We start from the raw sequence: 22076 nt of genomic DNA on the forward strand, positions 1-22076 counted from the left end.
CGAAACCGATAGTTCCGTTTCCGGGGATTGCGTGAACTTCGCCACGTTCATGATCCACAAAACCGGTTGCGCGCGGCCCGGAGTCGCCCCTTGCCGGAAGTTGGGCGGCGCGCCAATCCACGCACGTGGCCCGAATGGAGTACTGTTGCGAGCCCTGGGTCCGGCCTCCCACCAGGGTGTCCGCGGCCACCAAGGACCGCCGGGAGGGGGCTAGTTGCACAGGGTGACAGACTCGGTCACTTAGCGTGGCGAACTGGTAAACGTGCCATAACGGCGACCCAGGGCCCGCGCCCGACACGCCGGGCAACTCGGCAAGGTTGTGGCAGGCTGCACCCGGGCAGGCCACACTCGACTAGCGGAAGCAGCGACGCACGTGACGTCGGCAGGCACCACCCGGGAGGTCCCCATGCCCGAACTGCGTGTCGTGGCCGTCTCGAATGACGGCACACGGCTGGTGCTGAAGGCTGCCGACTCTACGGAGTACACGCTTCCGATCGACGAGCGGCTGCGCGCCGCCGTGCGCGGAGACCGGCCGCGTCTCGGCCAGATCGAGATCGAGGTCGAGAGCCATCTGCGCCCCCGTGACATCCAGGCGCGGATACGAGCCGGTGCCACCGCGGAAGAGGTCGCACAGCTCGCGGGCATCCCCGTCGACCGGGTGCGGCGCTTCGAGGGGCCGGTGCTGGCCGAGCGCGCCTTCATGGCCGAGCGGGCCCGCAAGACCCCCGTCCGCCGCCCCGGCGAGAACTCGGGACCGCTGCTCGGCGAGGCCGTCCAGGAACGGCTGTTGCTGCGCGGCGCCGAGAAGGACACCGTGCAGTGGGACTCCTGGCGCCGCGACGACGGCACCTGGGAGGTGCTGCTCGTCTACCGGGTCGCGGGCGAACCGCACTCGGCGAGCTGGACGTACGACCCGCCCCGGCGGCTGGTCCAGGCCGTGGACGACGAGGCGCGCTCGCTGATCGGCGAGTCCGACGACCTCGCCGTACCGGAGCCGAGCTTCCCGTTCGTCCCGCGCATCGCCCGGCTGCCGCGCGAGCGCTCGATGGACCGCGCCCTCGACCGGCAGACCGACCGCGAGCGGCCGAGCCTGCCCGCGCAGTCGGCCGAGCCCGCCGAGGAGACCACCGGCGAACGGGACTCGCTGACCAGCCTGTTGGAGGCGGTGCCGTCGTTCCGCGGCGACATGGTGGTGCCGGAGCGCTCCCCGGAGAGCCCGGACGAGCCCGACGAGGAGGCCGCGGTGGAGGAGCCGCCGGCGCCCGCCGCCTCGGCCGGCTCGGCCTACGCGGACGTCCTCATGCCCCGCTCGGTCGGCAGCCACCGCGACCGGCTGACCGGCGCCACGGACCGCCAGGCCGAGGCCGACGGAGTGCGCCCCGGCCGCCGCGCGGCCGTCCCGAGCTGGGACGAGATCGTGTTCGGCACCCGCCGCAAGAAGCAGGAGTAAACCGTCGTACGACGCCAAGAGGGGCGGGACACCCAGGTGTTCCGCCCCTCTTCCGCGCCGCCCTGGCGGCTACTGCGGGTCGGCGCCCACCGCCACCGGCCGGGAGGGGTCCGCGGACCACTCCGACCACGAACCCACGTACAGGGCCGCCGGGATGCCCGCCACCGCGAGGGCCAGCACCTCATGGGCGCCGGACACGCCCGAGCCGCAGTAGACGCCCACCGGCGCGTCGGAGGAGATTCCGAGGGCCTTGAAGCGGTCCTTCAGCTCGACCGCGGGCAGGAAGCGGCCGTCGGGGCCCACATTTTCCGTGGTCGGCGCCGAGACCGCGCCGGGGATGTGCCCACCGACCCGGTCCACGGGCTCCACCTCGCCCCGGTACCGCTCCCCCGCGCGGGCGTCCAGCAGCACACCCGTACGGGCCAGTTCGGCGGCTGCGTCCGCGTCCAGCAGACCGTCCGCGGCCGGCACCGGCACGAAGTCGCCCTCGGCCGGATCGGGCACCTCGGTGGACAACTCCCCCGTCCAGGACGGCAACCCGCCGTCGAGGACCCGCACGTCCGGGTGACCCGTCCAGTGCAGCATCCACCACGCGCGGGCGGCGGCCCAGCCCTGCCCGCCGTCGTACACGACGACCGGACGGCTCGCCGACACGCCCGCGCGGCGCATCGCGGCGCCGAACTCGGCGAGGTCCGGCAGCGGATGGCGGCCGTGCTCGCCCGGCGCCCCGGCCAACTCCCGGTCCAGGTCGACGAAGACCGCGCCGGGGATGTGCCCGGCCGCGTGCTCGGCCCGGCCGTCGAAGGGCGGAGCGCCCGCCGCCTTCGCCAGGCTCAACTGCCAGCGCACGTCCAGCAGGACCGGGGGCGCCTCGCCGGCGAGCGCTTCGGCGAGTTCGGGTGCGGTGATGATGACTGTCATGCCGCCATGCATACGCCAGGGGTGGCCACGGCGTCCAGGTGCGGCTACTCTGCTCGGCCGGGCAGGCTCGATCACGAGCCGTAGGGGATCGAGCACATGCCGTACACCCGGCGAACATGCGTCGGACCTCCGTCGGACATCGTCAGAAAGCGGCGGAAGACGTCAGCCCAGGCATTCTTCCGGAAGACACCGCCGATCCGGCGGCGCGGCGACACGACAGGGCCGTGCGACCGTGGAGGATGCGGACACACCGGTACGGGCGTACGCGCCGGCGGCGTGCACACACCTGCCGGAGAAGCGGAAGCGACACGGCCACCGCACAAAGGGGCCGGGGAGAGAGTGATCGATGACCGAGGCACGGGAGTCGGCCGGTCCGCAGGCGCTGCGCGCGCCCGGCACACCCTGCTGGGTGAGTCTGATGGCGCACCGGCTCACCGCCACCGAGGAGTTCTACGGAGAGCTGTTCGGCTGGGAGTTCCGGCCGGGCCCTCAGCAGCTCGGGCCGTACGTGCGGGCGTTGCTCGACGGGCGCGAGGTGGCCGGCATGGGCCAGTTGCCGCCGGAGAACCTGCTGCCGATCGCCTGGACGCCCTATCTCGCCTCGGCCGACGTGGACCGCACGGCCGAGGCGGTACGGCTGTGCGGGGGCACCGTGGCGGTCGGCCCGCTGGACGCGGCCGAGGCCGGGCGGCTGGCCATCGCGGCGGACCCCTCGGGCGCGGTGTTCGGCATCTGGCAGGCGCCCGCGCATCTCGCCCCGGCGGTCACCGGGGTGCCGGGCGCGCCCGCGTGGAACGAGCTGGTGACGTTTGAGACGGAGAGCGTCGCCAAGTTCTACGCGAGTGTGTTCGGGTACGAGATGGAGCCGGTGGTGTCCGCCGGGTTCGACTATGTGACCCTGCGCGTCGGCGGGCGCCCGGTGGCCGGGCTGCACGGCGTGGGCCACGGGCTGCCGCGGGACCGGGGGCCGTACTGGGCGACCTATTTCGAGGTGGCCGACATCGCGGAGACGCTGCGTCAGGTGACGGGCCTCGGCGGCCTGATCCTCCGCCCGGCCCATGAGGGCCCGCACGGACGGGTGGCCACGGTGGCGGACCCGGAGGGCGCGGTGTTCTCGGTGATCCAGGAGCCACGCTGAGCGCCGCGCCGCTGACCGCTGAGCTCTGAGCCGCTGACTGCTGAGCTGCTGAGCTGCTGAGCGCCGGACGCTGGGTCCCGGCTCGCGCCGAGCGCTGCGGGAGGTTCGGCGAGTGATGGGGGCTCAGCGAGGGCCGGGCGGCCCGGCGAGCGGTCGAGCGGCCGGCGAGTGATGGGGGGCTCGGCAAGTGGTCGGGAGGCCCAGATAGCAGGCCGGGACGCCCGGCGGCAGGCCAGGAGGCCCGGCGAACGGTGGGGGATCCAGCGAGCGGTCGGGAGGCGTGGCGACAGGCCAGGAGGCCAGGCGAGCGGTGGGGGCCCCACCGACCGGTCAGGAGGCCCGGCCGCTCCCGGCTCGCGCCAAGCACTGCGGGAGACCCGGCGACCAGTCGGGGGGCTCGGCGAACGGTCGGGACGTCCGGCGGCAGGCCGGGAAGCGCGGCAGCAGGCCGGGAGGCCAGGCGAGCGGTGGGGGCCCCACCGACCGGTCAGGAGGCCCGGCCGCTCCCGGCTCGCGCCAAGCGCTGCCGGAGACCCGGCGACCGGTCGAAAGGTCCGGAGGCAGGCAGGGAGGACCCGGCCAGCGGTCGGGGGCCGGTGGGGTCAGGGAGAGGAGACGGGGAGGACGTCCGGGGACAGGGCCGCCGCGCGGGCCGTCGCGGCGGTCATGCGGCGCCGGTGGTGGCGGCGGCACAGCACCTCGTAACCGACCTCGCCCGCCGCCTGGTTGACGTCCCCGACGACGACCTGGGCGCCCTCGACCACCATCTGGCCACCGACCGTACGGGCGTTGTGCGTGGCGCGGGCGCCGCACCAGCACAGCGCCTCCACCTGGAGCACCTCGATGCGGTCGGCCAGCTCCACCAGCCGCTGCGAGCCGGGAAAGAGCTTGGAGCGGAAGTCGGTGGTGATGCCGAAGGCGAAGACGTCCACGCCGAGATCGTCCACCACGCGCGCCAGCTGGTCGATCTGCACCGGCGCGAGGAACTGCGCCTCGTCCGCGATCACATAGTCGATCCGGCCGCCCTGCGAGAGGTGGTCCACGATGTACACGTAGAGGTCCTGGGCGTCGGCGACCTCCACCGCGTCGGTGACCAGGCCGAGGCGCGAGGACAGCTTGCCCGCGCCCGCGCGGTCATTGCGGGTGAATATCATCCCGGCCAGGCCCCGCGCGGAGCGGTTGTGCTCGATCTGGAGAGCCAGCGTCGACTTCCCGCAGTCCATCGTTCCGGAGAAGAACACCAGCTCGGGCATGAGGAGTTGAGCACCTTTCGGTGAGGGGGGCGGATGAGGCGGGGAGGGCGGCGGGTCAGGAGCGTACTTCGAGCAGCGGGACCAACTGCTCCACGGGCGTCATCGAACCGTGGTTGCCCACCAGCGCGGACTCCTTGGGCTCCCGCTCGGAGGCGATGATCAGGACGTCGTCGCACGCGGCCGCGATCACATCGCCGAGCCGGTCGTACACCCGCTCGTCCACATGCGGCCCGAACCAGCCGGCCTCGATCGCCTCGTCGCGCGAGGCCACCCAGAACTGCTCGCCGAGCACCTCGCGCCAGCAGGTCAGCACGTCGCTCTGGGCGCCCGGCACCGCGTACACATGGCGGGCCCGGCCCTCGCCGCCCAGCAGGGCGACCCCGGCGCTCAGTTCCCAGTCCGTGTCGAAGTCGAAGCGGTGCTCCTCGTCGAACGGCACGTCGATCATGCCGTGGTCGGCGGTCACGTAGAGCGCGCTGCGCGGGGGCAGCTGCTCGGCGAGGCGCTGGGCGAGCCGGTCGACGTACATCAGCTGGCCGCGCCAGGTGTCGGAGGCGACGCCGTAGCGGTGGCCCGCGCCGTCCAGTTCGGCGTAGTACGTGTACACCAGCGAGCGGTCCCCGGCGGCCAGTTGCGCGGCCGCGAGATCCATCCGCTCCTCGCCGGACAGCCTGCCGTGGAAGGTGCCGCCGCTGAGCGCGACCTTGGTGAGCGGCGTGTGCTGAAACGTCGGCGAGGAGACCTGGGCCGCGTGCACCCCGGCGGCGTGGGCCAGCTGGAAGACGGTGGGGTACGGCTGCCAGCGGCCCGGATCGGTGTACGGCTGCCAGCGGAGCTGGTTCATCAGCGCGCCGGTGGCCGGGTCGCGGACGGTGTAGCCGGGCAGGCCGTGGGCGCCGGGGGGCAGGCCGGTGCCGACGGAAGCGAGGGAGGTCGCGGTGGTCGCTGGGTAGCCGGCGGTGAGCGGCCGGCCGGTGCCGCCGCGCGAGCTGCCGAGCAGCGAGGTGAGGAAGGGCGCCTCGTCGGGGTGGGCGCGCAACTGCTCCCAGCCGAGGCCGTCGACCAGGAAGACGCAGGCCCGGTCGACCGGGGCCAGCTCCGTGATCGCGGCGGTGGTGCCGGGGACGCCCATGCCCGCGGCGAGGGTGGGGAGCAGGTCGGCGAGGGAGCCGGTGCCGTACTCGGGCAGCGGTGCGCCGGACAGGGCGAGGGGTTCCGGGTGGTCCCAGGCGGAGAGCTGGGACATCAGCGGTCGAGGTCCGCGGTCGCCTCGGAAAGGGCCTGCGCGAAGGCGAGCGCCTCGCGCACCGTCTCGGGGCCGTCGCCGGCCTCGCTGACGCGCAGGCTGAGGTCGTCCGCCGTGGAGTTGCCTGTGTAGCCGTGGTCGGCGTCGCAGTTGGGGTCGCCGCAGGCGGCGGGCTCCAGGTCGATCCGGCTGACCGCGCCCCAGCCGATGGTCAGCACGACCTCGCGGGGCAGGGTGCCCGGTGTGTACTGCTCGGGATTGGCGACCACCCGGCTGAGCACGACGGAGGAGATCCGGCCGAGCTTCACGGACTCGGTGGAGGTGGTGGCGTACGGCGTCGGGGAGGTGCCGTCGGCGGCCTGCTCGTCGGTGTGGCTGACGATGAAGCGGTTGGCGGTGAGGACCAGGACGGTCACATGGCGGCGCACCTCGTTCTGGTCGAACGTGGTCTCCTGGTGGACCAGGTACGACCGGATGGGCTCGCCGCCCACGGCGGCCTCCACCGCCTCGGCCACGAGGGCCGGGTAGTAGCCGCTGCGCTCGATCGCCGCTCGCAGCCCCTGGGTCGTCGTACTGGTCTTGGCCATGGCGTCCATCCTAGTGCGTGGACGGGGGCACTCCGGGCCAACGGGGCGTGCGGTGGGAGGGGGGCCGGAGTGTCTCCCGGTCAGGTGCCTTCCCGCTTCTCGGGACGCGGCCCGTGCCGGATCTCCACCCGCTCGGTGGCGGCCAGACAGGACACGGGTTCGATTCCACCGGCGTCCGCCTCGAACGCGACGAGCACGGGGGGCGCCTGCCCGAGGGACCGGATCAGGCAGGCGGTCTCGTCGGGGGTGGGGGCGTCCCGTCAGCTGGCCTCGGGGAGTCGGTGGCCGGCGATCCGCATGGGAGCGCGCTCAGTAGGCCGGCATGGTGCGCGGGCCGTGGTCGTCGCGGGCGGGCGGGGGTGCGAGCCGTACGGTCGCGCCCAGGACGCTCGCGCCGTGCGGGGCCACGACGACCGGTTCCAGGGTGACGGCGACCACCTCGGGGTGGTCGTCGACCAGGCGGGAGACCCGCAGCAGCAGCTCCTCCAGAGCGGGGGTGTCCACGGGGGTGGAGCCGCGCCAGCCGAACAGCAGGGGCGCGGTGCGGATCGCGCGCACCAGCGAGGTCGCCTCCCGGTCGGTGACCGGGATCAGCCGGTGCGCCGTGTCGTCCAGCAGCTGGGAGGCCGCGCCGGCGAGCCCGAAGGACAGCACGGCCCCGGCCGCCGGGTCGATCACGGCGCGTACGACGGTGTCGACGCCTCGGGGCGCCATCCCCTGCACCACCGGCCGGATCTCCTCCGGCTTGCCGAACAGCTCGGTCAACTCCGCGTACGCCCGCCGAAGTTGCTCCTCGTCCGCCAGGTCCAGGCGGACGCCGCCCAGGTCGGCGCGGTGCCGCAGGTGGGGGGCGGTCGCCTTCAGGGCCACGGGGTAGCCGAGGGTACGGGCGGCCTCGGCGGCGGCGTCGGGGGTGGGCGCGGGAAGCGCGCGGCGCACCCGGATGCCGTACTTCGCGAGCAGTTCGCAGGTCTGCGCGTCCGAGATGGTGAGCCCCTCGCCGCGCTCCAGCAGCTCCCCGATCAGCCGCGCGGCGCCCTTCTCGTCGATGTCCTCGTACTCCGGCACCCGTCCGGGCTCGGCCGCCTCCCGCCGCCACTGCCCGTACCGGACCGCCTCGGCGAGCGCGCGTACGGCGCGTTCGGCGGCGGGGTAGGCGGGGATGAGGCGGGTGCCTTCGGGGGGCGTCGGGGGTGTGGGGGGTGTGCTGGGCGTGCGGCGCGGGGTGGTGTCCGCTGATCCCGTGGCGGGCGGCTTTTCCGCTCCTGCGGTGGGCGGCTTCTCCTCGCCCTCGGTGCCCGCGGTGCCCGCGGTGACCTCGGTGCCGGCGGTGACCTCGGTGCCTTCGGTGCCGAGTGCCCTGTCAGCGGCCTGTGGTGCCGTACTCGCTGCCGCCGACAACGCCTCCGCCAGCCCGCCCAGCTCCACATGCACCACCAGCACCGGCTTCCCCGGCACCCCGGCGGCGGCCGAGCGCAGCGCCTCCGCCAGCTCCGCGTCCCCCGGCGACGCCTCCCCGATCGCGGGTATCGCCGTCACCACGACGGAGTCGTTCGTCTCGTCGGCGAGCGCCGCGCTCAGTGCCCGGTGGAAGTCTTCCGGCGTCGCCCCGGTCGTCAGGTCGAGCGGCCGCGACGGGTGCAGCCCCTCCGCGATGCACCGGTCGTACGTCAGCACGCCAAGGGACTCGGAGTTCCCGAGGATCGCCACCCTGGGCCCGGCGGGCAGCGGCTGCCGGGCGAGCAGCAGCCCGGCGTCGACCAGCTCCGTGATGGTGTCCACCCGGATGACCCCGGCCTGCCTCAGCAGCGCGGAGACGGTCGCGTGCGGCAGCCGCGTGGCGCGCACCGCGTGGCCCTGCGGTGCGGTGCCCGTCCCCTGCACCACGACCAGCGGCTTCGCCGCCGCCGTCCGCCGGGCGAGCCGGGTGAACTTGCGCGGGTTGCCGATGCTCTCCAGGTACATGAGGACGACGTCGGTGTCCGGGTCCTCGTACCAGTACTGGAGGACGTCGTTGCCGGACACGTCCGCCCGGTTGCCCGCGGAGACGAACGTGGAGACGCCGGTGACCCCGGTGACGCCGCCGCCGCGCCGGTGCAGCCGGGACAGCAGGGCGATGCCGATGGCGCCGGACTGGGCGAACATGCCGATGCGGCCGGGGCGCGGCATCTCGGGGGCGAGGGAGGCGTTCAGCCGTACGTCCGGTGCGGTGTTGATGACGCCGAACGCGTTGGGCCCGATGATCCGCATGCCGTACGCGCGCGCCTGCTGCACGAGCGCCCGCTGCCGCTCCTTGCCCTCGGGACCGCTCTCGGCGTACCCGGCGCTGAGCACGACGATCCCCTGGACGCCGTGTTCCCCGCACTCGGCGACCACCGCGGGCACGTACTCGGCCGGTACGGCGACGACGGCGAGGTCCACCGGGGCGTCGACGTCCCGCACACAGCGGTAGGCGGCCACCCCGTCGACCTCGGCGAGGTCCGCGGGGAACGCCTTGTTCACGGCGTACAGCCGGCCCGCGTACCCGGCGTCGCGGATGTTGGCCAGGACGCCGCGGCCGACCCCGCCGGGCGCGCGGCCGACGCCGATGACCGCGACGGAGCCGGGCGCGAGCAGCCGCTGCACCGAGCGCGCCTCGGCCCGCTGCTCGCGCGCGTGCTGCACGGCGAGGGCGCGGTCGGTGGGTTCGAGGTCCAGCTCCAGGCGTACGACGCCGTCCTCGAAGCTGCGCTTCTGGGTGTACCCGGCGTCCGTGAACACCTTGATCATCTTGGTGTTGGCGGGCAGCACCTCGGCGGCGAAGCGGCGGATGCCCCGCTCGCGGGCGACGGCCGCGATGTGTTCGAGGAGGGCGGAGGCGACCCCCCGGCCCTGGTGGGCGTCCTGCACCAGGAAGGCGACCTCGGCCTCGTCGGCGGGACCGGACGCGGGCGCGCCGCCTGCCCCTATGCGGTCGTAGCGCACCGTCGCGATGAACTCACCGCCCACGGTGGCCGCGAGGCCCACCCGGTCCACGAAGTCGTGGTGCGTGAAGCGGTGGACGTCCTTGGCGGACAGCCGGGGGTAAGGGGCGAAGAAGCGGTAGTACTTGGACTCGTCCGAGACCTGCTCGTAGAAGTGGACCAGGCGGTCGGCGTCGTCGACGGTGATGGGCCGGATGCGGGCGGTGCCTCCGTCCCGCAGCACCACGTCCGCCTCCCAGTGCGCCGGGTACTCGTACCGGCCCTGCCGGCCCTGCGGTTCCGCCGAGGTTCGCATGGGGCCCAGCGTACGGCTCGCGTCCGACAACGGCGCGGGGCAGTCTGTGGAGCACGGCGGAGGGGGTGCGCAGCCCCTCTTCTGGCACGCCTCGCGATATGGAACACTGGTCTAGACAACCCTGAACAGTGAAGGGCAGCAACACATGGCTGAGCGCCGCGTCAACGTCGGCTGGGCCGAGGGTCTTCACGCCCGCCCCGCCTCCATCTTCGTCCGGGCCGCCACGGCCGCAGGCATCCCGGTGACGATCTGCAAGGCCGGCGGCACCCCGGTCAACGCGGCCTCCATGCTGGGCGTTCTGGGCCTGGGCGCCCAGGGCGGCGAGGAGATCGTGCTCGCCTCCGACGCCGAGGGCGCGGACGCCGCCCTGGACCGGCTGGCCAAGCTGGTCGCCGAGGGCCTGGAGGAGCTGCCCGAGACGGTGTGAGCCGTCCGGGACGGGCCGTGACCGAGGCCGGGACGGGCCGGGGCCGGGACGGGCCGTGGCCGGGACGGGCCGTGGCCGGGGCCGGGAAGTCCGGGCTCTATACGGGCTCTGTCCGGGGCCGGGAAGTCGGGCCGGATTCGGGAAGTCGCGTCATCCTCCAGCGGGTGGCGCGGCTTCCGCGTTTTCCGAGCGCCGCCGTATCGGCCATGGCGAGAATTCCCCATGGACCGCCTCCCCTAATTCACGGCACCCGGAAATACACGCCCGCCGGATATTCCCTCCACTTTGTATACGGCACCGATGTTAATTCCGCGCGCCGGACATGTTTACGGCATGTTGCGAAGCCCGCGCACGCGCCGCGGCCCCGGACAGCCGCAGCCGGTGCGCCGCCGTCGCCCGCTCGGTGTGCAGCGCGGTCACCGCGCGGGCGCGCTCACTGTCGCCGCGCGCCACCGCGTCCACGATCGCGCCGTGCTCGGCCCAGGTGCCGGCCGCGTCCGGCGGCGCGTCCACCGTGTACATCCAGGCGATCTTGTGGCGCAGCTGGACGAGTGCCGAGGTCAGCGAGGGGCTGCCGCAGGACTGGGCCAGCGTCTCGTGGAACCAGCCGTCCAGGGCGCGCAGATCCTCGCTGCCGCCCCTCCTGGCACGCTCCTGGCCCAGCCGGACCAGGCCGCGCAGCACCTTCAGATGGGCCTCGCTGCGGCGCCGGGCGGCCCGCGCGGCGCCGAGCGGCTCCAGGAGCAGCCGCATCTCCAGCAGGTCGGCGGCCTCCTGCTCGGTCGGCTCGGCCACGCAGGCGCCCGCGTGCCGGCGCGTCACCACGAAGCCCTCCGCCTCCAGGGTGCGCAGGGCCTCGCGCACGGGGACGCGCGAGACGCCGTAGCGGCGGGCGAGCACCTCCTCGGTGAGCCGGCTCCCGCGTTCGAGGGCGCCGGCGATGATATCGTCCCGGATCGCCGTGCACACCGATTGCGCCGGAATACGCATGACAGACCTCCGCCTTAATGCCCGCGACACGACGCCGACGACGAACGCGTGTTTTCCGTGACTCTATTCCACCGGGCCGCAATTTCCGACGGCGGGCCTCGATCCATGGATATTTTTTGGACAGGGCCGGGCGAGAACGTCCGGGAAAGGCGAAAGCCCCGGCCGGGAGGGCGGGGCTTTCGGTGCGTGCGGTCGGTCAGACGTTCACGCCGTGGCCGCGCAGGTACGCGACGGGATCGACGTCGGAGCCGTAGTCGGGGCCGGTGCGCGCCTCGAAGTGCAGATGCGGGCCGGTGACGTTGCCGGTCGCGCCGGACAGGGCGATCTGCTGGCCCGCGGTGATCCGCTGGCCCACCGTGACTCCGATGGACGACAGATGGCCGTACTGGGTGTACATGCCGTCGGCCATGCGGAGCACGATCTGGTTGCCGTACGCCCCGCCCCAGCCGGTGGAGACGACCGTGCCGGCGCCGACCGCGTGCACGGGGGTGCCGGTCATCGCGTGGAAGTCGATACCGGTGTGGGAGCCGGAGGACCACAGGGAGCTGCTGGCCTTGTAGCCGGTGGACACGTAGGAGTGCGCGATCGGGGCGACGAAGGCGTTCAGCCGCTTGCGCTCGGCCTCGCGGGCGGCGCGTGCCCTGGCCTCGCGGGCCTCCTTCGCGCGCACGGCGGCGGCTTTCTCGGCCGCCTCGTGCTCGGCGATCCGCTGCTGGGCGACGGCCTGGGCGTCGATGTGCTCGGCGAGGTCGTCGCTCGCGGTGAGCACCGGGGTGAGGCCGGTCTGCTCGACGGGGGTCTCGGCGGCGAGCGCCGGGGACGCGGCGAGGGTGCCGATGACACCGGTGGTGGTCAGGGCCGCGATACCGGCCGCCTGGGCGGTGGTGCGCTTGACCCGGCCGGGCTTGCGGTGCTTCCCGGTGGCGCATGCGAACGCCATGTGCGTGGCTGTTCCTTTCCTTCCCTCTCGCCTACCGGGTTAGCTGACGGGTTAGGAGCAGGAAGGTCTCCTACGGGCCCCGCACTCGCGCGCGGACGGGCCCGATTCACCCCAGGGACAGGTGGGTCCCCGGCTCCCCTGGCTCGCGCCTCGGGGACTCGGCGATGGCTGTCCGGTGCCGCGGCTGCGGCGCACTGCCCGACGGACAACCCGGACGACGCTAAGCGGACCGGCCGCCAATCCTCAAACAGAAGGCGGCTTTTGTAGCGCATCCCACAGGGCAGACGGGCAACCTCCGCCCCAATCCGGACATCTTGGGAAGAGAGTGGAACAAAGTGGGGCCCTGACGACCCGTAGGCCGTCAGGGCCCCATCGCCGTCAGGGCCCATCCCCTGTCGGGGCCTGATCCGCTGTCCGGGCACCGCCCCCAGGGGGCTGCCCGCGCGGGTGGTTACTCGGCCGACACCACGGCGACCGCGCCGATTCCCAGCGCCTCCACCGGCGCCTTGATCTGGGACGCGTCGCCCACGAGAACCGTCACCAGGCGGTCCACCGGGAAGGCGTTGACGACCGCCGCGGTGGCCTCCACGGTGCCCGTCGCGGCCAACTGCCGGTAGAGCGTCGCCTGGAAGTCGTCGGGAAGGTGCTGCTCCACCTGGTCGGCGAGCGTGCCCGCGACGGCCGCCGCGGTCTCGTACTTCAGCGGCGCGACCCCGACGAGGTTCTGCACGGCGACGTCCCGCTCGGCGTCGGTCAGGCCCTCCGCCGCGAGGGTGCGCAGCACCTTCCACAGGTCGTCCAGCGCCGGGCCGGTGTTGGGGGTGTCCACGGAGCCGCTGATGGCCAGCATGGAGGCGCCGTTGCCGTCGGGTCCGGAGCGGAGCACCTGCCCGAACGCGCGCACACCGTAGGTGTAGCCCTTCTCCTCGCGCAGCACCCGGTCCAGGCGGGAGGTGAGGGTGCCGCCGAGGCAGTAGGTGCCGAGCACCTGGGCGGGCCACACCCGGTCGTGCCGGTCCGGGCCGACGCGGCCGATGAGCAGCTGCGTCTGGACGGCGCCGGGCCGGTCCACGATGACGACACGCCCGGTGTCGTCGGCCGTCACGGCGGGCACCGGGCGGGGCGCGCCCGGCGTGCCGGTCCAGGCGCCCAGGGTCTCGCCGAGCAGGGCGTCCAGATCGATGCCGGTGAGGTCGCCGACCACGACCGCGGTGGCGGTGGCGGGGCGCACATGGCGGTCGTAGAAGGCGCGTACGGCGGCCGCGTCGATCTTCTCGACCGTCTCCTCGGTGCCCTGGCGCGGTCGGGACATGCGCGCGGTGGCCGGGAACAGCTCCTTGGAGAGTTCCTTGGCGGCCCGGCGGGCGGGGCTGGCCAGCTCGTGCGGGATCTCGTCCAGGCGGTTGCGGACCAGCCGCTCGACTTCATTCTCGGCGAAGGCGGGGGCGCGCAGCGCGTCGGCGACCAGGCCGAGGCCCTTGGCCAGGCGCGAGGCGGGGACCTCCAGGCTGATGCGGACGCCGGGGTGGTCGGCGTGCGCGTCCAGGGTGGCGCCCGCGCGCTCCAGCTCGGCGGCGAACTCCTCGGCGGAGTGCTTGTCGGTGCCCTCGGAGAAGGCGCGCGCCATGATGGTGGCGACGCCGTCCAGGCCGGCCGGCTCGGCGTCCAGGGGGGCGTCCAGGAGCACCTCGACGGCGACGACCTGCTGGCCGGGTCGGTGGCAGCGCAGCACGGTCAGGCCATTGTCGAGCGCGCCGCGCTCGGGGGCCGGGAAGGCCCACGGCTTCGCCTCGCCGGCCTGCGGCTGCGGGTGGAAGTCCATGGTGGCGAGCTGCTCGGTCACTTGGCCGTCTCCTCGTTCTCGTTTCCGGCCTCTACGGTGGCCTCCGACTCCGGGTCCTCGGGCAGATCGGCGTCCTCGACGGCCTGCGGGGACTTCGGCTCGTAGACCAGGACCGCGCGGTTGTCGGGGCGCAGCCGGGCCTTGGCGACCTCCCTGACCTCCTCGGGGGTGATCTCCAGGATGCGCTGCACGGCGTTCAGGGCGAGCTGCGGGTCGCCGAACAGGACGGCGTAGCGGCACAGTTCGTCGGCGCGGCCCGCGACGGTGCCGAGCCGGTCCAGCCATTCGCGCTCCAACTGGGCCTGGGCGCGCTCCATCTCCTCCGCGGTGGGGCCCTCCTCGGCGAACCGGGCCAGCTCCTCGTCGATGGCCCGCTCGATGACCGGCACCTCGACGTCGCCGGAGGTCTTCACGTCCAGCCAGCCCATGGAGGGCGCGCCGGCCAGGCGCAGCAGCCCGAAGCCGGCCGCGACGGCCGTACGGTCGCGCCGCACCAGCCGGTTGTACAGCCGGGAGGACTCGCCGCCGCCGAGGACGGTCAGGGCGAGGTCGGCCGCGTCGCACGCGCGCGTGCCGTCCTGCGGCAGCCGGTAGGCGGCCATCAGGGCGCGCGCCGGGACCTCCTCCACGACGACCTCGCGCAGTTCCTCGCCGATGACGTCCGGCAGGGAGCCGTCACGGGGCGCGGGCTTGCCGTCGTGGGCCGGGATGGAGCCGAAGTACTTCTCGATCCAGGCGAGGGTCTGCTCGGGGTCGATGTCGCCGACCACGGAGAGCACCGCGTTGTTCGGCGCGTAGTAGGTGCGGAAGAACTGGCGGGCGTCCTCCAGGGTGGCCGCGTCCAGGTCCGCCATGGAGCCGATCGGCGTGTGGTGGTACGGGTGGCCCTCGGGGTACGACAGGGCGGTCAGCTTCTCGAAAGCGGTGCCGTAGGGGACGTTGTCGTAGCGCTGGCGGCGCTCATTTTTGACGACGTCGCGCTGGTTCTCCATGGACTCGTCGTCCAGGGCGGTCAGCAGCGAGCCCATGCGGTCGGCCTCCAGCCAGAGCGCGAGCTCCAGCTGGTGGGCGGGCATGGTCTCGAAGTAGTTGGTGCGCTCGAAGCTGGTGGTGCCGTTGAGCGAGCCGCCGGCGCCCTGCACCAGCTCGAAGTGGCCGTTGCCCTTGACCTGCCCGGAACCCTGGAACATCAGGTGCTCGAAAAGGTGGGCCAGGCCGGTGCGCCCCTTGACCTCGTGGCGGGAGCCGACGTCGTACCAGAGGCAGACCGCCGCCACGGGGGTCAGGTGGTCCTCGGAGAGCACCACGCGCAGACCGTTGGCCAGGCGATGCTCGGTCGCTGTCAGGCCCCCGGAGCCTGCCTCGGCTGTGGTCGTGTGACCCATGGGCATGTACGTCCCTTCGCGAGCGGAGGCGGTCGTGAAACCGCGGTTTTCCTGCCGTTCCTGCCACTGTATGCAAAGCGTGCGGGGCCCCGGTGAAGTTCCCGCGGCACGTACGCCGACAGCGGATCGCGTAGCCTGCCTCGCACCCGGATCCGGTGATCGTCCGGGGCACCGGGCGAGCCGCGCGGACCGGGGCGCCGGTCCGGGTTGTCAGTGCCCCGGTCCACAATGGTCCGCGACAGATTTGTCAGACGCTTCAGCACGAGCGAGCCGAAGGGTGCGCGCCCCGAAGGCGAGCGATCAGATCAGGAGGAGCCGGCAGCGATGGCCCGCCGCAGCACGAAGACCCCGCCGCCCGACGATTCGTACGAGGAGAAGATCCTCGACATCGACGTCGTGGACGAGATGCGTGGCTCCTACCTCGAGTACGCCTACTCGGTCATCTACTCGCGCGCCCTGCCGGACGCCCGTGACGGCCTCAAGCCGGTGCACCGCCGGATCGTCTACCAGATGAACGAGATGGGCCTGCGCCCCGAACGCGGCTATGTGAAGTGCGCGCGCGTCGTCGGCGAGGTCATGGGCAAGCTGCACCCGCACGGCGACGCGTCGATCTACGACGCCCTGGTGCGCATGGCCCAGCCCTTCTCCATGCGGCTGCCGCTGGTCGACGGCCACGGCAACTTCGGCTCGCTGGGAAATGACGACCCGCCGGCCGCCATGCGGTACACCGAGTGCCGGATGGCCGAGGCCACGAGCCTGATGACCGAGTCGATCGACGAGGACACGGTCGACTTCGCGCCGAACTACGACGGCCAGGAGCAGGAGCCGGTCGCCCTGCCCGCCGCCTTCCCGAACCTGCTGGTCAACGGCTCCTCGGGGATCGCGGTCGGCATGGCGACCAACATGCCGCCGCACAACCTGCGCGAGGTCGTGGCCGCCGCCCGCCATCTGATCAGGAACCCGAACGCGGACCTGGACGCGCTGATGAAGCACGTCCCCGGCCCCGACCTGCCCACCGGAGGCCGGATCGTCGGCCTGGACGGCATCCGGGACGCGTACGCGACCGGCCGCGGCACCTTCAAGATGCGCGCGACGGTCTCGGTCGAGCCGGTGACCGCCCGCCGCAAGGGCCTGGTGGTCACCGAACTGCCGTTCGCGGTCGGCCCGGAGAAGGTCATCGCGAAGATCAAGGACCTGGTCAACGCGAAGAAGGTCCAGGGCATCGCCGACGTCAAGGACCTCACCGACCGCGAGCACGGGCTGCGTCTGGTCATCGAGATCAAGAACGGCTTCGTGCCCGAGGCCATCCTGGAGCAGCTCTACAAGCTGACGCCGATGGAGGAGTCCTTCGGCATCAACAACGTGGCCCTGGTGGACGGCCAGCCGCTCACCCTGGGCCTGAAGGAACTCCTCGAGGTCTACCTCGATCACCGCTTCAATGTGGTGCGCCGGCGCAGCGAGTTCCGCCGCGCCAAGAAGAGCGACCGGCTGCACCTGGTCGAGGGTCTGCTGACCGCCCTGGTCGACATCGACGAGGTCATCCGGCTGATCCGGTCCAGTGACAACTCGGCGCAGGCCAAGGAGCGCCTGATGGGGCGCTTCTCGCTGAGCGAGGTGCAGACGCAGTACATCCTCGACACGCCGCTGCGCCGGCTCACCAAGTACGACCGCATCGAGTTGGAGGCGGAGAAGGACAAGCTCACCGCGGAGATCGCGGAGCTGACCCGGATCCTGGACTCCGACCAGGAGCTGCGCAAGCTGGTCTCGGCCGAACTGGCTGCCGTGGCCAAGAAGTTCGGCACCGACCGGCGCACCGTCCTGCTGGAGTCCGGCGGCGCCCCGGCGGCCACCGTGCCGCTCCAGGTGGCCGACGACCCGTGCCGGGTGCTGCTGTCCTCCACGGGCCTGCTGGCGCGTACGGCGACCGCCGAGCCGTTCCCCGACCAGGCGGGCGGCAAGCGGGTCAAGCACGACGTGATCGTCTCGGCGGTGCCGGCGACGGCGCGCGGTGAGATCGGCGCGGTCACCTCGTCGGGCCGGCTGCTGCGGATCAACGTGGTCGACCTGCCGCAGCTGCCCGAGGCGACGGGCGCGCCGAACCTCTCCGGAGGCGCGCCGCTCGCGGAGTTCGTCTCCCTGGAGGACGACGAGACGGTGGTCTGCCTGACCACGCTGGACGAGTCCTCCCCCGGTCTCGCGCTCGGCACCGAGCAGGGCGTGGTCAAGCGCGTGGTGCCGGACTACCCGTCCAACAAGGGCGAGTTGGAGGTCATCACGCTCAAGGAGGGCGACCGGATCGTCGGCGCGGTGGAGCTGCGCACCGGCGAGGAGGACCTGGTCTTCATCACGGACGACGCGCAACTGCTGCGTTTCCAGTCCTCGATCGTCCGTCCGCAGGGCCGTCCGGCGGGCGGCATGGCGGGCATCAAGCTCGCCGAGGGCGCGAAGGTCATCTGCTTCACGGCCGTCGATCCGGCCGCCGACGCGGCGGTCTTCACGGTGGCCGGCTCGCGCGGCACCCTGGACGACTCGGTGCAGACGACGGCCAAGCTGACCCCGTTCGACCAGTACCCGCGCAAGGGCCGGGCCACCGGCGGCGTGCGCTGCCAGCGGTTCCTGAAGGGCGAGGACTGTCTGGCGCTGGCCTGGGCGGGCCCGGTGCCGGCGCGCGCCGCGCAGAAGAACGGCACCCCGGCCGAACTGCCGGACCCGGACCCGCGCCGGGACGGCTCGGGCACCTCGCTGCCGAAGACGGTGTCGGTGGTCGCGGGGCCGGTCTTCTAGTCGCCGCGGGGCTCCGGGCCGGGTTCGTCCTCGGTGCCCTGTACGTAGCGCAGGACGCCCCACATGCCGTGCTCGTCGGCGTGCGGGGCGTCGCTCTCGCAGCCCTTCAGCTCCTTGCCGAGCGCCTCGGTGTCGATGCCGGACCCGATCAGCACCAGCTGGGTGCGGCGGGGCTCGGCGGCTGCCCAGGGCTCGGGGTAGAAGCGCAGGAACCGGCCGACGGCGTGCATGGTGTACCGGTTGCGGGTGTCGTTGGGCCCGAGGTCGACGTGGCCCTTGATCCGGTACAGACCCTCGGGCCGGCTGTCCAGGAACCGCATCAGGCGGCGCGGGTCCAGGGGGGCGTCGGAGGTGAACGAGAGGCTGTCGTAGCCGGTGTGCAGGTGCCCGGCGTGGCCGCCCGCGCCGAGGCCGTCCGCGTCGTGGGCGTCGTCGTGGTCGTGCAGGTCGTCGAAGGACAGCTGGCCGATGCGTTCCTCGCTCGGCCGGCAGTCGAAGAGGAACTCGGGGTCGACGCGCCCGTAGGTCGCCGGGACGACGGCGGCCCGGTCGGTCAGCGACCCCGCCAGGGCGAGCACCCGTTCGGGGTCCCCGGCCCGGTCCACCTTGTTGACAACCACCAGGTCGGCGAGGGCGAGGTGCCGGTCGATCTCGGGGTGCCGCGCGCGTGTGTCGTCGAACTCGGCGGCGTCCACGACCTCGACGAGGCCGCCGTAGACGATGCCGGGGTGCTCGCTGGCCAGCACCATCCGCACCAGTTCCCGCGGTTCGGCGAGTCCGCTGGCCTCGATGACGATCACGTCGACACCGGTCTCGGGCGCGGCGAGCTTGGCCAGGTAGACGTCGAGTTCACTGGCGTCCACGGCGCAGCACAGGCAGCCGTTGCCGAGGGAGACGGTGGAGTCGCCAAGGGCCCCCGCGACGGCCAGCGCGTCGATCTCTATGGCGCCGAAGTCATTGACGATCGCCCCGATCCTGCTGCCCGCGCTGCGGTGCAGCAGGTGGTTGAGGAGCGTGGTCTTCCCCGACCCGAGGAATCCGGCGAGGACGACGACCGGGATCTGCGGCTGGGGACGACGGCTGCCGTCCGTGCTGTGCACCAAGCTGTTCCCCAAGGGGCGACCTTTCTCCTGCGAACGGGCTGTGGACCAGGATAAAAGGGCCGTGGGGGGCGCAAGGGAGCCGACAGCGGGGGCAGCGGGGCCGCGGGCTGGAGGCGGCACAGACGCGCACGGCGGAAGGACCCGGCGTCCGGTCGGCGGGCGGCCCGTCAGGCGGCGGGTATCGCGGCCGCCGGTTCGGGGCCCACATAGCGTGCCGCCGGGCGGATGATCTTCGGGTCGGCGGCCTGTTCCAGGATGTTGGCGCTCCAGCCCACCACCCGTGCCGCCGCGAAGGTGGGGGTGAACATCTCCCGCGGCAGGCCGCACAGTTCCATGACCACACCGGCGTAGAACTCGACGTTGGTGTGGAGTTCGCGGCCCGGCTTCAGCTCGGCGAGGACGGCCTCGACCCCGCGTTCGACCTCCACCGCGAACTCCACCCGCGGTCCGCCGAAGCCGAGGGCGATCTCCCGGAGCATCCGGGAACGCGGGTCCTCCGTACGGTAGACGGCGTGTCCGAAGCCCATGATCCGCTCACCGGCCAGCACCCGTTCCCGGATCCAGGCGTCGACGCGGTCCGGCGTGCCGATCGCGTCCAGGGTGTCCAGGGCCCTGCTGGGCGCGCCTCCGTGCAGCGGACCGGACAGCGCGCCCACGGCACCGGTGAGACAGGCCGCCGTGTCGGCGCCGGTGGAGGCGATGACCCGAGCCGTGAAGGTTGACGCGTTGAACCCATGGTCAATGGTGGAGATCAAGTATTGCTCGACCGCACGGGCCCGGCGCGGATCCGGTACCGAACCGGTCAACATGTACAGGTAGTTGGCCGCGTAGGGCAGATCCTCACGCGGCTCCACGGGATCCAGTCCCTGCCCCAGCCGGTACAGCGCGGTGAGCAGCGTGGGTACGGCGGCGCAGGCGGCGAGGGCGTCGGCGCGGCGCCCGGCGGCGTCCAGGTCGTACAGCGGCCGGAACCCGCGCGCCGCGCCCAGCAGGGACAGCGCGGTGCGCAGGCCGGCCAGCGGGCCGGAGGCGCGGCTCGCGGCGGCGATCGCGGGCAGGCTCGCGCGGACCTCCTCGGGCAGCCGCCGCAGCGCCGCGGTCTCGGCGGCGAAGGCGGCGCCGCGCCCGGCGTCGGGGAGCGCGCCGTGCACGAGCAGGTGCCAGACGTCCTCGAAACGGCGGGTGCGCGCGAGGTCGACCGCGGAGTACTGCCGGTAGTGGTAGAAGCCCTCCCGCCCCCGGACATCGCCGATCTCGGTCTCGGCGACGACGACACCGGCGAGACCGCGCGGGACGTCGACGAGGGGCGTTGCGGTCCTGTTGATGGCCATGACTGTCCTCCTTGAGCTTGATCCGACTGTCCACTCTTGACGAATAGCCTGTCAATATTGATTGAATCAACTCAAGTAGCAACGGGTCATCAAGATGTGCAGAGACCGCTACCGTGGCCCCCATGCGCGATCACGAACCCGCCCCCAACCGACCGGGGCGAAGGCTGACCACCAAGGAGACCGCCGAACTGCTCGGTGTGAAGCCCGAGACGGTCTACGCGTACGTCAGCCGGGGCCTGCTGAGCAGCAAGCGCGAGCCCGGTGGCCGCGCCAGCACCTTCGAGGCGCGCGAGGTGGAGGAACTGGCCCGGCGCAACCGCCGTGAGAGCGCCGGGATTCCGGGCTCCGGCGGCGATCTCTCGGTGCGCACCCGGATCACGCTGATCGAGGCGGACCGGTACTACTACCGGGGCGTGGACGCCACCGAACTGGCCGCCCGCCACCCCTACGAGGAAGTCGCGGAGTGGCTGTGGACCGGCCGGCTCGTGTCCGGTACGGCCTTCACCGCGCCCGAGGCGACCGTGCGCGCCGCCGGCTGGGCCGTGGAGTCGCTGCCCGAGCACACCTCCCCCATCGACCGGCTGCGGGTCGCGACGATCGCCGCGGCGGCCGAGGACCCGCTGCGCTTCGACCTGTCCCCGGAGGCCGTCCTGAACACGGCGCGCGTGCTCATCCCCACGCTCGTCGACGCGCTGCCGCCCATCGCGAGCGACCCCGGCCGCGACGCGTCGCTGGCCCACCGCCTGTGGTCGCGGCTGACCGCCCGCCCCGCGGACGAGGACGCCGTGCGCGTACTGGACGTCGCGCTGGCACTGCTCGCCGATCACGACCTGGCCGCCTCCACGCTCGCGGTCCGGGTCGCCGCGTCCGCGCGGGCGCACGCCTACGCGGCCGTCTCTGCGGGTCTCGGCGTCCTGGAGGGTCCGCTGCACGGCGCCAGCAGCGGGCTGGCCCACCGGCTCCTGCTGGACGTGCTCGAACTGGGCAACGCGGCCCCGGCGATCGCCGGCGAACTGCGCGCGGGGCGCCGCATCCCCGGACTCGGCCACCGCCTCTACACCGGCGAGGACCCCCGCGCGCAGGTCCTGTTCGGCCTGCTGGAGCGGCTCCCGCGCGCGGAGCCGGCGCTGCTCGCGGCCCGCGACATCGTCGCCACGACCGCCCGGCACACCCCGCTGCACGCCAATGTCGACCTGGCGCTCGCGGTGTTCACCTCCTCCTTCGGCATGCCGGCCACCGCCGGCGAGACGATCTTCGCCGTCGCCCGCACGGCGGGCTGGATCGCGCACGCCCTGGAGGAGTACGGCGAGCGCCCGCTGCGCATGCGCCCCGTCGGCCACTACATCGGCCCGCGCCCGCCGCAGCCCCTCCCCGAGGCCGACTGAGAAAACACGCGTCGTCTCCCTGAGCCACGCCCCCT

Annotated in this window: 16 protein-coding genes and 1 riboswitch; of the genes, 5 read left to right on the forward strand and 11 right to left on the reverse strand. The window is 73.0% G+C overall.

Features of this window, described 5'->3' with window-relative positions; genetic code table 11:
- Positions 1-406 precede the first annotated feature (406 nt).
- On the forward strand, positions 407-1450 hold the full coding sequence (sepH, locus tag AC069R_RS16465; RefSeq protein ID WP_478767484.1) for a septation protein SepH: 1044 nt from the start codon (positions 407-409) through the stop codon (positions 1448-1450).
- Positions 1451-1519: 69 nt separating this feature from the next.
- Here the strand turns inward: sepH and AC069R_RS16470 are convergent, their stop codons facing one another.
- Complete coding sequence (locus AC069R_RS16470) at positions 1520-2371, reverse strand: sulfurtransferase (RefSeq protein WP_478767485.1); 852 nt, start codon at positions 2369-2371, stop codon at positions 1520-1522.
- A 346-nt stretch (positions 2372-2717) separates the two neighbouring features.
- Here AC069R_RS16470 and AC069R_RS16475 point away from each other — a divergent pair, with 346 nt between their 5' ends.
- On the forward strand, positions 2718-3509 hold the full coding sequence (locus tag AC069R_RS16475) for a VOC family protein (protein ID WP_478767486.1): 792 nt from the start codon (positions 2718-2720) through the stop codon (positions 3507-3509).
- A 602-nt stretch (positions 3510-4111) separates the two neighbouring features.
- Here the strand turns inward: AC069R_RS16475 and AC069R_RS16480 are convergent.
- From AC069R_RS16480 to AC069R_RS16495, 4 genes are all read right to left on the reverse strand, one after another.
- Positions 4112-4762, reverse strand: coding sequence for a thymidine kinase (locus AC069R_RS16480; protein WP_478767487.1), 651 nt, complete (start codon positions 4760-4762; stop codon positions 4112-4114).
- A gap of 55 nt (positions 4763-4817) precedes the next feature.
- Complete coding sequence (locus AC069R_RS16485) at positions 4818-6008, reverse strand: alkaline phosphatase family protein (RefSeq protein WP_478767488.1); 1191 nt, start codon at positions 6006-6008, stop codon at positions 4818-4820.
- Entirely contained in the window at positions 6008-6604 is a 597-nt protein-coding gene (locus AC069R_RS16490) for a DUF5998 family protein (RefSeq protein ID WP_397983609.1), read from the reverse strand. The genes AC069R_RS16485 and AC069R_RS16490 overlap by 1 nt, the downstream gene beginning before the upstream one ends.
- A 300-nt stretch (positions 6605-6904) precedes the next feature.
- Positions 6905-9853, reverse strand: a complete 2949-nt coding sequence (locus AC069R_RS16495; RefSeq protein WP_478767489.1) for a bifunctional acetate--CoA ligase family protein/GNAT family N-acetyltransferase — start codon at positions 9851-9853, stop codon at positions 6905-6907.
- Positions 9854-9998: 145 nt separating this feature from the next.
- On the opposite strand from AC069R_RS16495, the gene AC069R_RS16500 reads away from it, so the two are divergent.
- On the forward strand, positions 9999-10280 hold the full coding sequence (locus AC069R_RS16500; protein ID WP_037654141.1) for an HPr family phosphocarrier protein: 282 nt from the start codon (positions 9999-10001) through the stop codon (positions 10278-10280).
- 303 nt (positions 10281-10583) lie between these two features.
- Here the strand turns inward: AC069R_RS16500 and AC069R_RS16505 are convergent, their stop codons facing one another.
- The 4 genes from AC069R_RS16505 to AC069R_RS16520 all read right to left on the reverse strand — a co-directional run bounded on the left by AC069R_RS16505 (position 10584) and on the right by AC069R_RS16520 (position 15444).
- On the reverse strand, positions 10584-11270 hold the full coding sequence (locus AC069R_RS16505) for a GntR family transcriptional regulator (RefSeq protein WP_478767490.1): 687 nt from the start codon (positions 11268-11270) through the stop codon (positions 10584-10586).
- 196 nt (positions 11271-11466) lie between these two features.
- Complete coding sequence (locus tag AC069R_RS16510; protein ID WP_478767491.1) at positions 11467-12210, reverse strand: M23 family metallopeptidase; 744 nt, start codon at positions 12208-12210, stop codon at positions 11467-11469.
- Between the two features lie 13 nt (positions 12211-12223).
- A riboswitch (cyclic di-AMP (ydaO/yuaA leader) is annotated at positions 12224-12384 on the reverse strand.
- A gap of 277 nt (positions 12385-12661) precedes the next feature.
- Positions 12662-14032: a M16 family metallopeptidase gene (locus tag AC069R_RS16515; protein WP_478767575.1), complete on the reverse strand. Its 1371-nt coding sequence runs from the start codon at positions 14030-14032 to the stop codon at positions 12662-12664.
- A 17-nt stretch (positions 14033-14049) separates the two neighbouring features.
- Positions 14050-15444, reverse strand: coding sequence for a M16 family metallopeptidase (locus AC069R_RS16520; protein WP_478767492.1), 1395 nt, complete (start codon positions 15442-15444; stop codon positions 14050-14052).
- 318 nt (positions 15445-15762) lie between these two features.
- On the opposite strand from AC069R_RS16520, the gene AC069R_RS16525 reads away from it, so the two are divergent.
- Positions 15763-18222 carry a DNA gyrase/topoisomerase IV subunit A gene (locus tag AC069R_RS16525; protein WP_478767493.1) on the forward strand — a complete coding sequence of 820 codons (2460 nt, stop codon included), beginning with the start codon at positions 15763-15765 and terminating at the stop codon, positions 18220-18222.
- On the opposite strand, the gene AC069R_RS16530 is transcribed toward AC069R_RS16525, so the two are convergent.
- Positions 18219-19337, reverse strand: coding sequence for a CobW family GTP-binding protein (locus AC069R_RS16530; protein WP_478767494.1), 1119 nt, complete (start codon positions 19335-19337; stop codon positions 18219-18221). The two genes, AC069R_RS16525 and AC069R_RS16530, sit on opposite strands and share 4 nt — an antisense overlap.
- Before the next feature lie 155 nt (positions 19338-19492).
- Positions 19493-20656 (reverse strand): citrate synthase/methylcitrate synthase, encoded by a 1164-nt coding sequence (locus AC069R_RS16535; RefSeq protein ID WP_478767495.1) that lies wholly within the window; start codon positions 20654-20656, stop codon positions 19493-19495.
- Positions 20657-20778: 122 nt separating this feature from the next.
- On the opposite strand from AC069R_RS16535, the gene AC069R_RS16540 reads away from it, so the two are divergent.
- Entirely contained in the window at positions 20779-22041 is a 1263-nt protein-coding gene (locus AC069R_RS16540; protein ID WP_478767496.1) for a citrate synthase, read from the forward strand.
- Positions 22042-22076 lie beyond the last annotated feature (35 nt).

The organism is Streptomyces sp. NPDC043952, from assembly GCF_056435325.1.

What these genes read in the sequence shown, in the direction of transcription:
- sepH (WP_478767484.1), top strand. Translation starts at nt 407, where the DNA reads ATGCCCGAACTGCGTGTCGTGGCCGTCTCGAATGACGGCACACGGCTG.
- AC069R_RS16470 (WP_478767485.1), bottom strand. Translation starts at nt 2,371, where the DNA reads ATGACAGTCATCATCACCGCACCCGAACTCGCCGAAGCGCTCGCCGGC.
- AC069R_RS16475 (WP_478767486.1), top strand. Translation starts at nt 2,718, where the DNA reads ATGACCGAGGCACGGGAGTCGGCCGGTCCGCAGGCGCTGCGCGCGCCC.
- AC069R_RS16480 (WP_478767487.1), bottom strand. Translation starts at nt 4,762, where the DNA reads ATGCCCGAGCTGGTGTTCTTCTCCGGAACGATGGACTGCGGGAAGTCG.
- AC069R_RS16485 (WP_478767488.1), bottom strand. Translation starts at nt 6,008, where the DNA reads ATGTCCCAGCTCTCCGCCTGGGACCACCCGGAACCCCTCGCCCTGTCC.
- AC069R_RS16490 (WP_397983609.1), bottom strand. Translation starts at nt 6,604, where the DNA reads ATGGACGCCATGGCCAAGACCAGTACGACGACCCAGGGGCTGCGAGCG.
- AC069R_RS16495 (WP_478767489.1), bottom strand. Translation starts at nt 9,853, where the DNA reads ATGCGAACCTCGGCGGAACCGCAGGGCCGGCAGGGCCGGTACGAGTAC.
- AC069R_RS16500 (WP_037654141.1), top strand. Translation starts at nt 9,999, where the DNA reads ATGGCTGAGCGCCGCGTCAACGTCGGCTGGGCCGAGGGTCTTCACGCC.
- AC069R_RS16505 (WP_478767490.1), bottom strand. Translation starts at nt 11,270, where the DNA reads ATGCGTATTCCGGCGCAATCGGTGTGCACGGCGATCCGGGACGATATC.
- AC069R_RS16510 (WP_478767491.1), bottom strand. Translation starts at nt 12,210, where the DNA reads ATGGCGTTCGCATGCGCCACCGGGAAGCACCGCAAGCCCGGCCGGGTC.
- AC069R_RS16515 (WP_478767575.1), bottom strand. Translation starts at nt 14,032, where the DNA reads ATGGACTTCCACCCGCAGCCGCAGGCCGGCGAGGCGAAGCCGTGGGCC.
- AC069R_RS16520 (WP_478767492.1), bottom strand. Translation starts at nt 15,444, where the DNA reads ATGCCCATGGGTCACACGACCACAGCCGAGGCAGGCTCCGGGGGCCTG.
- AC069R_RS16525 (WP_478767493.1), top strand. Translation starts at nt 15,763, where the DNA reads ATGGCCCGCCGCAGCACGAAGACCCCGCCGCCCGACGATTCGTACGAG.
- AC069R_RS16535 (WP_478767495.1), bottom strand. Translation starts at nt 20,656, where the DNA reads ATGGCCATCAACAGGACCGCAACGCCCCTCGTCGACGTCCCGCGCGGT.
- AC069R_RS16540 (WP_478767496.1), top strand. Translation starts at nt 20,779, where the DNA reads ATGCGCGATCACGAACCCGCCCCCAACCGACCGGGGCGAAGGCTGACC.